Raw genomic sequence first — 12,543 nt, 5'->3', positions numbered from 1 at the left:
TGAAGCAAAGCATGTCCAGAGTGGCTCACTGCATTGATAACGGACCGATGGAAGGCTTTTGGGGTATCCTGAAACGCGAGAGGTATTACGGGTACAAATTCACCAGCCGGGAGCATCTTTTTCAAGCCATTCTGATTACATCTTCTATTATAATTATCGGTGTTTACAGCGCCGCTTGTATATTATGACGCCGATGGAGTTCCATATGCAGTACGTAAAGGCCGCATAAAGAATTGCTACTCGCTTTTTAGACGGGTAGCAATTCGGCAAACTTCGTTCTATTTTTTCATTGTCCTATTGACGGGGTGCACACCAGAAATTCTCACACCAACGCATTTTATTTTGAATTGAAGAGTGGGATGAGGGTGGAGGAAATTAGTCTTCATAGAGATCATTACCATAATAAATGTTGGTTTTCATTGTTAAGCACTTGCTTGAGAGCCGTGATGATAAACAAATAAAAATAAAGGCAGTAATTGATAATAAAGGAGCAAAGTAAGCAAAGAGCTGCACATATAAGGTAGTACCATGAGTCCACAAATACCAGATTGCAACAAGAGCTCCCCTTTAAGATTCCTTACTAAATTCGTATATTTTTCCGGTCATAAAAAGCCCCACGGAAAGCATCATGACAGCCACCTGTAATGGAAACGGAGCGGAGAGGTCAAGAAATCTAATCAAGCTAACAATGGTTTCATTAGGTTCTAAAGATTGTTTAATGCTCAGTTCTACGTGTCGGAAATCGATTGTTAAGAAACCTATCGTCGTATGATTGTCTAGAACAGGAAAATATATAGACATTCTCGGTGTTAACTTAAATGGGTCGAATGACCTAACAAAAGTTTGATTTTTTTCTATATCTTTTTCTAAATTAGTAAATTCTATCTTTTTAAGTTTGTCTTCATATTCCGAACCAGTTGCCTCAATAATATTGTAAGATGCATCTGTAATAACTAGGCCAAATGCTGCAAACATAACAAATAACGTAAGTGGGAAAGGAGGATTGAATTCTAGCATTTTGAACGACACATAGACTGTTTCATTGGGCTCAATTTGCTGCCGCCAAAACAATACAACCTGGTCAAGACCCAAAATTGTAATACCAATGGCGCTGTAAGGAGGAACCAAGAACCAAAAAATAATAGACTGTGGGCATAGGGTAAAAGGATTCAACTTATTTGAAAACTGTTTTCGCAATTGTGAAAGTATCAACGAATAGTTGTTCTTCATAATGCGACCTTCTTCGAACAATAAATGCAATAAGATGGGTGGGCGGTAAGAAAATCTACTTAGATATTGCTGTAAAATTGTACTTATATTAACATGGCTCAAAAAGTCTCCCTCCTAAAACTGATCAATTATTCCAGCACCTGCTTTTTCAATAGCTGATTCTGAATAACCTACAGTACTAAGAATTAGCCAAGTCCAAAATAGAGAATTCACGATGGCCAAAACTGTGGGGACAGGGAGCCATACACCCCAAAACTTTGTTCTCGGGTTAGCGGATGAGAGAGTTTTCAACTGTAAATTCTTCGCAATAGGTTTCTGACCGTTATTAATGGATTTTTGACTATTTCTAAATATCGACTGAGCTGTATTCATGTTGATCTAGTTTACTGTATGCTTTAATTATTTCATTATTTCATAATTGCGGAAAATGATACCGCCCAATATTATTGAGACTATGAATGATCCGACTAACCATATTACCCAATAACTTTGTACGATCCATAAAGCGCAATTTTGATAAGCCACAGTAATCCCCCTCTTCATTTATATAAACATAATATTCCAAATGACAAATTAAGTGATGGAATATCCACTAGAACCTTTGAGAGATCTTCGTTAAAATATAGTTCTATTGTACTGACCGGGCACGTGGAGATGATAATAGTGCTATATCGGTTGAGTAAAAGCCTTGGTATGAGCGGGTTCGAGTGAGTGTATAGTCTTTTTAGGGTGACGGGGTGTGAAGGGGAATATATTGAGCTGGATTGTTTTTTTCAAACGGTCTGGCTTTTTTGTTTTTTATGGATTATTTCTTCTAGCAATGAAGGAAATGAGTGGAAAATGTAGAAAGCTTAGAACGGAATAATTTGGGCGGTCGAAAAGTTCTCATACTGAAGAGTAACGATAATTATATTTAGTATCCCCAAGTGGGTTGTGTTAATGTAACTCGAAGTGGCACTAATATGTTTTGCCACAGAGGGATAACACCAGCACTTTAGCCTCAACCACAGTCAAACCATTGATTTCACTGGTATCTTTCCAGATTTCAAAGGTGTATCAAATTCGGAGTTTTTCAGAGTTTTCGTCAGACCTCTCCCTCTGTTAAAATCAGAGGGAGAGCGAGGCTGAAATGAGAAGAAACTACTTTGCAAAAATAGTAAAATACATGAAGAATGTTTACCAAATTGATCGCGGTTTGAGTAAATTATCCGATGGAAGAGTTAACCCAACTTATGGCACGGGTCAAGTTATCCTTCCAGTTCTTCTTGGCTTTTTGCTTAGGATCAAAAGTTTAATGAACTGAATTTTATGATCAAGAATCATGAGAGTTTCGTAAACTCGTCCCCAGAGGAACAAATCTACCTAAGGTTGATGCCATTAGAGATACACTTAAAGTCATAGATCTCGGCGGACTAAAACAAATCAATCAACAGATGATCAAAAAAGCAGTCGAGAATAAGGTTTTTGAAAACGGTACCATTGATGGATATATGGTTGCCGCGATCGATGGAACAAAATTCTTTGGGAGCAATAAGAAAAGCTGTTCAGATTGTTTGAAAATCACCAAAGGTAAAACGACTTATTGTTTTCATAGTGGCGCAGTCATGTCAACAGTAGGGATTGGCCCCAAGCTGGTGATTGGCTTTGAGATGTACAAGCCCGGGCAAGATGCCGAATCAAAGGATGAAGGTGAGCTGAACGTAGCAAAAAGGCTGCTTTCAAGCACTATGAGCCATAATGGATTAATGGATGTTGTAGTTTATGATGCACTGGCTTGTAATTCCCTTTGGATTAACCACTACAGAGATCTCGGTATTGATGCAATTGTCCGAGCAAAAAACAATAATAATAAGAGTTTGCGATTGGCAAAAAAGGCTGCAAATAAGACGGAGGCAGTAGAGGTTTGGGTAGATGAACAAGGATTTGAGAAAGTAGAGGTGTACATGTCAACATTCACGATGGACAACGTGGAGCAACCGTTGCGTTTTGTAAAATTTGCAATCAAGCATAAAAACAATTTACGTACACAGATAATGATCATAACAACTTGTATGGAAACGACGCTTAAGACATTGTTCAAAATCATCAGAGCACGCTGGGATATTGAACTCAATTTTCAATAATTAGAAACGTGACTGTGGCTTAGAGCACTGTTTTGTGCATGGAGGAAATGCCGTAGAAGCAGTGCTCTATTTGATCTTTATCGCATCAAATATCATGCAGTTATTTTTTGTTAGACGTTTGAGAAATCATTTTGGAACTCAACGAGAAGTGGTAAGGCTTTTATTGAAAGGACTATATCTGTTGAAGTATCGAGCTGTATTGGTTTTTAGCAGCTCGTAGTAATTGAGTAATTGAATAATAACCTGAAATTGTGGGGTAGGGGAAGGTGTATCCAATTTTAAGGGTAATTAGGCAAATGCGAGCAAAAACATTAAATATTTGAGATATACAATTAAAGTCTGTGAAATCGATACAAAGGCTAAATTGCTGCAAGAAGCCCGGTCAGTGTTGCCTAACTCACTTAAAACTAAAATAGTAGTTACATTTAACTTTCGTGAATGGAGACATTTTTTTAAACTTAGGTGTGCTTTTACAGCTCACCCTCAAATGCGACAAGTAACTATCCCTTTACTCCTATGCTTTAAAGAATACCTATCTCCAATATTTGGTGATATTGCTTACGATACAAACTTTCTAATTAAAAATTATGCTGAGGTTGTCCTAACAGATGAATTATTCAAGTAAAAAGAACTGTAACTTTTTAACTCCCGTCAAAATTGCTGGATTGGGTAAAATGTTTTTACAAGCATTCATCACTCAAACTGGTGCGGGTTGGGTGATTTGCTGGGTGGGTTGAATCTGTAGAATTTGAGTTATTAAACCCTAGTCGGTAGACGCTGAATAAGCGTCTTTTTTATCATCATATAATTCTACGAAGGAATCGGGCAACTCATGAAGAACATAGTAGGAGCGGTGAATTTGTTTAGTGATTAGGGGGATATATATGGAGATCAAAGAATTACTCAATATAAATAGAAGCAGGATGACTGCATGCATGACTCTCGTCCTCTCATTCTTGGTCCTGTATGCAAGTCTGGCAGGTATACTAGACAAGAGCATTTATGAAGATGTACTATCAACTGGGACAATAACTAAGTTTTTACTAGCAGGTTCAGTCAGTCAGGATATTATTTTTATTCCTCTTGCTTTGCTGCTTACATTCTTATCCTTATTGTACCTGAAACGTAACGGTATTAAGACTTTTATTACTATCCTTGGGCTAACTGGCAATTTTTTTTATGGATACGGGCTTTATTCAATGCAGGGTCAGTATACTACCATCTATCTAATTTATCTCGCAATTTTCAGTCTATCAATATATAGTATTATTTTCGGACTTCTGAGTTTCACGCCGGGGCTTGTAGTTATTGCTTCGTTTCCAAGAACATTGCGCATTTGTACAAGTATTTTCCTATATTGTATAGTCATAATGCTTGGGCTAGTATGGCTGATCAGAATCATACCTGATATTGCAAGACACATCCCGCAGGACACTTATGGAGTTTATGTTCTAGATCTTGGAATCGTTTTCCCAGCCATTGCGATAACAGCTACGATGCTAATCAGGAGCAAGCCTTTCGGGAATATACTAGCAGGGGTCGTTTTAATGAAAGTATTCACAGTTTGTCTGTCATGGGGATTTGGTGAATGGTACGGGAGATTTTCTGGTATCATACAAGGCAGTTATGATATGCTGCTCATTCCGACCATTCTAACAGTTATAAGCCTTGTATTCCTTATACTATACTTGGCCAAATTACAAATCACTCCCGCAGAATTTAAATCTAGAGTCATTTGATTTTCAGAAGTATCATAGGTGCCAAATCACGTATCCAGTCGCCTGATCAGAGTACCGGGCTTGGTAAAGAAGAACTGGTGCGGGTTGGGTGATTTGCTGGGTGGGTTGATTAAGTTGAAGGCGAGGAAAACAAACATGTAAAAGGGAGAGCGTTAAGCTCTCCTTACTTAGTTTAATCTTAGAAGATATTTTTAGTAACGACTAGTTTATTCAACTATATAGTCAAATACTAATACCATCCGTAAGGATATGCTGCATAGGCATAGGGATATGCGGATGGGTAATATCGAGGTCTAGCTATTGCAGTCCCTAAGAGAAGAAGGGGAATAAGAAACATATGATCAACTCCTTTCCATAAAGAGGTATCATAAAGAACTGGCTATCACCAATAAAGATGATAGACAAGTATTTTTTAGAAAATTACGCCTAAAGCAATAAGAATCAGAATTGCAATCGCGATAATCCCTACACCTAGCCCAGCACCAACTGCAGGAAAAGCAGCAACTGGAGCAACTGGTGCAATTGGGGGACGACAACATGCCCCGTATCCACCGTATCCACCGTATCCGTACATTATCATTACCTCCCATTCAATTTAGAATACAATTCCCATAGCGATAAGCAGAAGAATAATCACAACTACTGCAGCGATTCCTGCACCTAAGCCACGTCCACAACCGCAAGCAGCTCCATCAACATGTCCAAATGCCATTTGTATTTCCTCCTTTGTTAAGATATAGCACATAATATGCATGATATGGTCAACGTGGAACATAATGGTAAAAAATCTTATAAATGTTAAAGTACTGGAACGTTAAGAAATTGTCCTGGTCAAAAGGTGAGGGTCCATTAAAAAGTTCAAAATTTATGGCAAGGGTCAAACCTTGCCTTCTGGTATCTAATGTTATTCATTACAAGTGACTATGCCTTTTCAGGGATGCTATTTTGCCAAAACTGCGGCTCAAAGTTTAGACGTATGAAATGGGGGAAAGGCAAGAACCAGCAGGTCGTCTGGATATGTATCAACCATCAGATGGGTGGAGCCTGTGATATGAAGGCAGTCAAGGAGAAGGCATTGGAGCAAGCATTTTTACGAGTTATGAACAAGAGGAAGGAACCTAATGTTGATAAGTTTGATGAGGAAATATTTCGAAGGCTGATTCAGAAGGTCAAGGTACAATCGATGGTAGAAGCAGTGTTTGTGTTTAAGTCGGGGATTGAAGTGAGGGAGATATTTTGATACAAGAGAGGAAAACCTGGTCAAGATAAATTTAACCTTGACCAGCGTTTTTGTTTATCCAGGGGCAAAAAGTTGTATAATCTTTGATCAGTAATTGACAATACTGCGATCTTTGATTCCTCACATTTTAGGAACCGGCAAAAAAGACAATCCCCATTGTAAAGATATATATAAAGAACAGGACTTCAAGAGTTACTAGAAATCTTGAGGCATTACTGACTGGCGAGAAGTCTCCCATGCTTGCAGTCGCAAAGGTCGTAACACTAAAATAGAAAAACGTAAATAATTCCGTGACGATGTCATTTCCGAAATGGCTTCCCGTAAAACTTCCCGGAACCATGCGATATTCTAGCTCATAAGCAACTGCAAAATATATCAATAAAAGAGCAATGGCCAAAACCACCGGAATAAATGCTGTAATCAAATGTCCGTCGGTAGCTGTCATTACTCTAAAAACATAGTATGACACACCTGCAGTTACGATTATTGAATAAATGACGACTATAGCAGACCCGACCGGAGTATCCTGAGGCTTAGGATATCCTTCAACACTTTCTTTATCGTTCTCATCCTGCCATTGCTTATGGTTAGTCATAAGCAGTAATAAGATTTCTGCTCCAGCCCCAACTGCGGCAGGCAATAATGGCCAAATATCAGCAGCCACAATATCTCGTTCTGTAGGTCCCGCAGACTTATACTCAGGTTTTAGGAAAGGCTTAGAAGAGTCGATAGTTTCCTTCTCCTTCTCGACAATCGGAGAATTTATAGGGCACTGTTGTGGAGGATACCAAATATGCGGAGGGTATCGACCCTTATCCTGCTGACTCATTCCCTCGCCTCCTTTTACCACCATATTATTCCATATGAGCTAATTCTGTGTTCCTCTAAAACCTGAAATACAGCTACCACTTTAATAGTTCTTTCTTTTTAAGAAATGGCCGTGCGGAATTAAGTCTGAGAAATTTTCTATAGTGGTTTAAAGAAAGCACTAACCCGTTGGACACAAGTCAATGCACAACGAACATTGCTTTTTATGGTCAATCTTATTGTGAAAACAGCTACTACACGCGCAATACTCAAATTGTATTGTTGTATGGGCAATCCCAAATTTCTCGTAGCAGGTATGTTGTATGTTGTGTAAAAGTTCCAACGTTTGTTCTTTATTTAATTCCTTAACCCACGCATGCGCTGTCATAGCTGTCACTTCCTGCGAGATGCTCCATACATGGATATCAGTTACTCCTTGAACACTATCAATGGCTAAGATAGAAGATCGAAGTTCTTTGATAGAAACATTACACGGAACGGATTCGAGGAAGATACGTAGACATTCCCACGTCATTTAACAGCGCTTTTCAGGACGAGACAGGCAAGGATGGAACTCAATAACGTATCAACCTTTGCCCACCCGGTAAAAATAATAACTAGTCCGCCCAAAAGTACTCCTAAATCGGCAAGGGCATCTCCAGCAAAATGGAGAAAAGCACTTTTTACATTCAAGTTTTTGGTGTGTTGCTTTAAATTAAGGACAATTAAACCGTTGACGATAATCCCTGCAATAGCCACATAAATCATCCCGTGTGGCTCCACAACAACTGGGTGAAAAAAGCGGTCAATAGCTTTATAAAATATAAAGAGTGAAATACCTATCAGGGATACGTTGTTTATTAAAGCCGAAAGAACGCTATAACGGTAGTACCCAAATGTGTTTTTGCAATCGGCTTGTTTTGTCGCAACTTTTAAGCACCACCAACTGATCAGTAACGATGCAAAATCAGTTATCAAGTGCCATGAATCGCTCAAAAGAGCAAGACTATTGGTAAATACAGCAAAAGACAGTTTCAACGTTAATATTCCGCCAACCAAACCAATTGAGATTAGGATCTTTTTTTAGCTTATATGAAGGCTGCCCTCAGTCACCCCAAACACCCCCTATCTGTTTTGCATAAAGCAGGGGTGTTACCCCCCAGCCTTAACGCTTTGTTTTTCTTGTTACTTAAACCTAGAAGAGCTCTTTATACGCTTCCAGTGAAAGTAAGGTAAAGCAGAACCGCAGGTTGATTTCAAGTGTCGTGAAGAGTCATAGAAAATTGATTGATGTTGTAGTTTATGATGCCCTAGCCTGTAATTCCATCTGGATTAACCATTGCAAAAGTCTGGACATTGATGCAATTATTCGGGCGAAAAACAATAACAATAATAGTTTGCGTTTAGCAAGAAAGATGGTAAATAAGACGGATGCAGTAGAGGTTTGGGAGGGCGAAAAAGGGTTTGAGAAAGTTGAGGTTTATGAGTCAACGTTTACTATGGACAACGTGGCGCAACCTTTGCGTTTTGTAAAATTTGCGATTAAACATAAAGACAAGAAGCGCACCCCGATAATGATTGTAACGACTTGTATGGATATGGCACTTAAGACATTGTTTAAAATAATAAGAGCGCGATGGGATATAGAGAACTTTAATAACTTGAAAACTGAATGTGGCTTAGAGCATTGCTTTGTGCATGGCGGAAATGCCGTAGAAGCTGTGCTTTATTTGATCTTTATAGCATCGAATATCATGCAATTATTTTTAGTTAGACGACTAAGAAACCAATTTACTGTCCATTCTTAGACCGAAAATTTGGTTGTTTTATGGGTGCAAAACTTTAGATATAATTAATGCTAGTTTAAAGTGGGAATATAATAAGAGGTTTTAGTTTCGATTTGTTACTTTTTGAAATATTGGTATCATCACCAGATGAAGTATTTTCAAAAATATAATACAAGGTTCTGACCAGGTAGGCTGAATATTTCGGCGTTGCAGCGCCACCAGTACGCCCTGTACTATACCACGGTCTCGCTTAGAATGAGCCACTCTGTTGCTGGTTGAACCATCAGCTGAGGAATGTTTGATAATTCTTCAATTCGCCAAATATTGAAGGCATAGTAAATCCATAACAATGTATGAGCGATAGTTGGGGTAACAATCCATTTTGTATATAGCTGGAAGTTCCTATACGCTTAGGTTAAATTACAATAAGTAGGATAATGTGAACAAAGGCGTTCTCGGAAGAGAATGCTTTTTGATTATAGCTACCACCCAAGTTCTTAAAAACATTTGCGTCACACAAAGCCATGTACTTGCAAATTCCTAAAATAAGCGGTACAATATGGTTCATAAATGAACTATTCCATTATGAACTAAGTAATTGGAGGATTTCTATTATGGATTACAACGACCCAAAGGTAAAGCAGGCGGGAGAAGTGGTTCAATCTTTTATGGTGATTAGTCGAATTTTAACAAAGTTTACATCGCAAAATGCCGAGAGTTTAGGACTTACATTACAACAGATGGGAATATTGAATACAATCAGTGCCTTTCCAGAAATGACTCTTAAAGAGATATCAAAAAAGTTAAATCTCCCTAAAAGTACAGTTAGTGTTAATGTTGATAGTCTTGTTAACCTTGAGCTTATTGATAGGAAAATCACAGAAGAAGACCGAAGAGAAATCCATTTAACTTCAACTCCAAAAGGTAAAGAGCTATCCGAAAAATCTTCCCAAAATGCCCTGTCATATCGAGCTATGATTTTAGCATTAGAAAAAATGCCCGAAGAAGATATTCAGGTTCTAATTAGAACACATAAGGAACTTCTAAAAGATTTGCGAGACAGCAACTTTTAAGTTCGCATTTTTCTTAGTACCCTGTAGTATAAAAGCCGTCCAACCTCTACCCCCTGTGTAGGTGGACGGCATTCGTAGGATAATGTGTAGTTGATTTTAGCAGCAATAAACAGTTCATCTTTTATTGCCTGTTACGAATATTTTCTATACTGAGAGGAGAATCTACAAATTAATGCTTTTACTAGGTATATCAGTTCAGCTAGACCAAAGACCATTGTGGAAACGCCAACTATTTGAACAGGAAGTCCGGCCTAATCTAAAATTACTTTTCCCACAGTTATATTTAAGAAATATATATTGACAAAAGATTATTTTTATGTTACAGTAATAACCTTTATTATTGAAATCCCCCTTATGCATATTTTATAATAACTTCGATGAGGCTTTTCAACGGCCATATGGACATTCAAACATTTCTTGAGGGGGAATAATAAATGAAAATTGCTAATGGAATATACATGCTTGAAATATCGGCTAATATCATGGGAACGCCGAGTGTCATTAACCCAACGCTGATTTGGGATAACGATACAGTAATCCTGATTGATACAGGATTCCCTGGTCAACTACCCCAAATTCGCGAGGCAATTGAGAAAGCGGGGGTATCATTTGATAAACTTAACATGGTGATTCTTACTCATCAAGATATTGACCATGTTGGAAGCCTATCGAGCATTCTAAAAGAGTTGCCTAATGGTGTCGAAGTGCTTGCCCATAAAGAAGAAAGAGCATATATCCAGGGTGAGAAACTTCCAGTTAAGGTAGCTCAACTCGAAGCACATCTAAACTCGTTACCTATTGAAATGAAAACAATATATGAAAAAATGAAAGCCTTTTATGAAAACAATAAATTCTGTGTGGATAAAACGATTAGCGATGGCGAAGAATTGCCGTACTGTGGTGGGATTACAGTCATTTACACACCAGGTCACACTCCAGGTCATATTTGCCTGTATCTTAAGTATTGCAAGACACTCATCGCAGGAGATATCCTGCAAATTGATGGTGGCATACTTATTCATGCCCCTCAATCTACTAATTTTGATATAGATTTAAGCATAATCTCTTTGAAAAAGTTGATGCAATATGATATTGAAACGGTAATTTGTTATCATGGCGGTCTCTATGGAGGTAACGCCAACAAATGCATAGCAGAACTGGCACATGGTCAATAATATCGAATTAACTTTGGGAAAAAGTTGGATTTAACAATTCAATAACCAAAAGCACTAGCGTCCTTATTAATAGAGAATGCTGGTGCTTTTAGCATAGGACTATAGTGGCTCGGGTGTAAAGACAAAAGAAATCAAAAAGACAATGTACCAGATATTGCCTATCGGTAATGTTCCTTTTGCTAGAGCAAAATATTGAACCATGTGCTAAATATTACCTACGGCCTAATGATGTAGGCCTACGCACTCATTTGTCAGTACTTTAGCCTCTACCACTGTCAACCCATTGATTTCGCTGGTATTTCTACCGATTTAAAAAGTGTATCAAATTCGGAGTTTTTAGTGTTTTGTCAGCCCTCTCTTTCTGATAAAATTGAAGGGAAGAGAGGATGAAATGAGGAAAAACTATTTTGCAAAATTAGTAAACTATATGAAGAATGTTTACCATATTGATAATGGTTTGAATAAACTCACTGACGGAAGAGTTAACCCCACTTATAGCACAGGACAAGTAGTTTTGCCTGTGCTTCTTGGTTTCTTGCTTAGGATAAAGAGCTTTAATGAACTGAATCTGATGATTAAGAATCATGAATTTAGTAAACTATTTCCCCGGGGAACAAAGATGCCACAGATTGATGTAATTAGAGACACGCTTAAAGTTATCGATATAAACGGGCTAGACAAAATCAATTATCACATCGTAAAAAAGTCTGTTGAGAATAAGGTTTTTGAGAACGGTACAATTGATGGATATACGGTTGCAGCTATAGATGGAACAAAGTTTTTCGGGAGCAGTAAGAAAAGTTGCTCAGAATGTTTGAAAAACACCAAAGGTGAAACGACTCATTGTTTTCATAGTGGTGCGGTAATGTCATTAGTAGGAAATGGTCCCAAACTGGTTATTGGCTTTGAGATGTACAAGCCCGCACAAGATGCCTCTTCAAAGGATGAAGGAGAGTTGAACGTAGGGAAAAGGCTGATTACAAGTGTGGTGAAGAATCATAAGAAGTTGATTGATATTGTCGTTTATGATGCTCTTGCCTGTAATTCCGTTTGGATTAACCACTGCAAAAGTCTTGGAATTGAAGCAATTGTAAGAGCAAAAAACAATAATAATAATAGTTTGAGGTTAGCCAGAAGGACGGTCAATAAGACGGAGGCAGTTGAGGTATGGAAACATGAAAAGGGATTTGAGAAAGTAGAAGTGTACCAGTCAACTTTCACAATGGACAACGTGGAGCAACCATTGCGTTTTGTAAATTTGCAATAAAACATAAGAACAAGAAGCGCGCACAAATCATGATTATAACAACTTGCATGGATATGGCGCTCAAGACATTGTTTAAAATAATCAGAGCACGATGGGATATCG

The 12,543-nt window shown here is 38.1% G+C and carries 14 protein-coding genes and 1 pseudogene; 10 read left to right on the top strand and 5 right to left on the bottom strand.

Annotated elements, in window-relative coordinates:
• Positions 1-188 (top strand): annotated as a pseudogene (locus E4K68_RS20860) (hypothetical protein); the annotation flags it as partial.
• A 379-nt stretch (positions 189-567) separates the two neighbouring features.
• Here the strand turns inward: E4K68_RS20860 and E4K68_RS20010 are convergent.
• Together E4K68_RS20010 and E4K68_RS20005 are read right to left on the bottom strand one after the other, a co-directional pair.
• Positions 568-1,332, bottom strand: a complete 765-nt coding sequence (locus tag E4K68_RS20010; protein WP_243450471.1) for a hypothetical protein — start codon at positions 1,330-1,332, stop codon at positions 568-570.
• Between the two features lie 12 nt (positions 1,333-1,344).
• Entirely contained in the window at positions 1,345-1,602 is a 258-nt protein-coding gene (locus tag E4K68_RS20005; RefSeq protein ID WP_135380828.1) for a hypothetical protein, read from the bottom strand.
• Between the two features lie 793 nt (positions 1,603-2,395).
• Between E4K68_RS20005 and E4K68_RS20790 the strand changes: the two genes are divergently transcribed.
• From E4K68_RS20790 to E4K68_RS19990, 4 genes are all read left to right on the top strand, one after another.
• Entirely contained in the window at positions 2,396-2,533 is a 138-nt protein-coding gene (locus E4K68_RS20790; RefSeq protein WP_199241844.1) for a hypothetical protein, read from the top strand.
• Positions 2,534-2,663: 130 nt separating this feature from the next.
• Positions 2,664-3,353 (top strand): spermidine/putrescine ABC transporter substrate-binding protein, encoded by a 690-nt coding sequence (locus E4K68_RS20000; protein ID WP_243450470.1) that lies wholly within the window; start codon positions 2,664-2,666, stop codon positions 3,351-3,353.
• A 319-nt stretch (positions 3,354-3,672) separates the two neighbouring features.
• Positions 3,673-3,978: an FAD-dependent thymidylate synthase gene (locus E4K68_RS19995; protein WP_348982881.1), complete on the top strand. Its 306-nt coding sequence runs from the start codon at positions 3,673-3,675 to the stop codon at positions 3,976-3,978.
• 259 nt (positions 3,979-4,237) lie between these two features.
• Positions 4,238-5,092 (top strand): hypothetical protein, encoded by an 855-nt coding sequence (locus E4K68_RS19990; RefSeq protein ID WP_135380825.1) that lies wholly within the window; start codon positions 4,238-4,240, stop codon positions 5,090-5,092.
• A 412-nt stretch (positions 5,093-5,504) separates the two neighbouring features.
• On the opposite strand, the gene E4K68_RS20785 is transcribed toward E4K68_RS19990, so the two are convergent.
• Positions 5,505-5,666: a hypothetical protein gene (locus tag E4K68_RS20785; protein WP_199241843.1), complete on the bottom strand. Its 162-nt coding sequence runs from the start codon at positions 5,664-5,666 to the stop codon at positions 5,505-5,507.
• A gap of 327 nt (positions 5,667-5,993) precedes the next feature.
• Between E4K68_RS20785 and E4K68_RS19985 the strand changes: the two genes are divergently transcribed.
• On the top strand, positions 5,994-6,332 hold the full coding sequence (locus E4K68_RS19985) for a zinc ribbon domain-containing protein (RefSeq protein ID WP_135380823.1): 339 nt from the start codon (positions 5,994-5,996) through the stop codon (positions 6,330-6,332).
• Positions 6,333-6,459: 127 nt separating this feature from the next.
• On the opposite strand, the gene E4K68_RS19980 is transcribed toward E4K68_RS19985, so the two are convergent.
• A complete protein-coding gene (locus E4K68_RS19980; RefSeq protein WP_135380820.1) occupies positions 6,460-7,161 on the bottom strand; it encodes a two pore domain potassium channel family protein in 702 nt (233 codons plus the stop codon).
• Between the two features lie 509 nt (positions 7,162-7,670).
• Positions 7,671-8,198: a cation diffusion facilitator family transporter gene (locus tag E4K68_RS21280; RefSeq protein ID WP_243450469.1), complete on the bottom strand. Its 528-nt coding sequence runs from the start codon at positions 8,196-8,198 to the stop codon at positions 7,671-7,673.
• A 224-nt stretch (positions 8,199-8,422) separates the two neighbouring features.
• Here E4K68_RS21280 and E4K68_RS19970 point away from each other — a divergent pair, with 224 nt between their 5' ends.
• The 4 genes from E4K68_RS19970 (at position 8,423) to E4K68_RS21275 (ending at position 12,441) form a co-directional block, all read left to right on the top strand.
• Entirely contained in the window at positions 8,423-8,947 is a 525-nt protein-coding gene (locus E4K68_RS19970) for a transposase (RefSeq protein ID WP_243450468.1), read from the top strand.
• A gap of 593 nt (positions 8,948-9,540) precedes the next feature.
• Entirely contained in the window at positions 9,541-9,999 is a 459-nt protein-coding gene (locus tag E4K68_RS19965; RefSeq protein WP_135380815.1) for a MarR family winged helix-turn-helix transcriptional regulator, read from the top strand.
• A 434-nt stretch (positions 10,000-10,433) separates the two neighbouring features.
• Positions 10,434-11,174 (top strand): MBL fold metallo-hydrolase, encoded by a 741-nt coding sequence (locus E4K68_RS19960; RefSeq protein ID WP_135380813.1) that lies wholly within the window; start codon positions 10,434-10,436, stop codon positions 11,172-11,174.
• 427 nt (positions 11,175-11,601) lie between these two features.
• Entirely contained in the window at positions 11,602-12,441 is an 840-nt protein-coding gene (locus E4K68_RS21275; RefSeq protein ID WP_243450467.1) for a hypothetical protein, read from the top strand.
• The last annotated feature ends 102 nt before the right edge of the window (positions 12,442-12,543 follow it).

Source organism: Desulfosporosinus sp. Sb-LF (assembly GCF_004766055.1).
In the GTDB taxonomy this organism is placed as follows: domain Bacteria; phylum Bacillota; class Desulfitobacteriia; order Desulfitobacteriales; family Desulfitobacteriaceae; genus Desulfosporosinus.
This window is presented reverse-complemented; position numbering and strand designations above follow the sequence as displayed.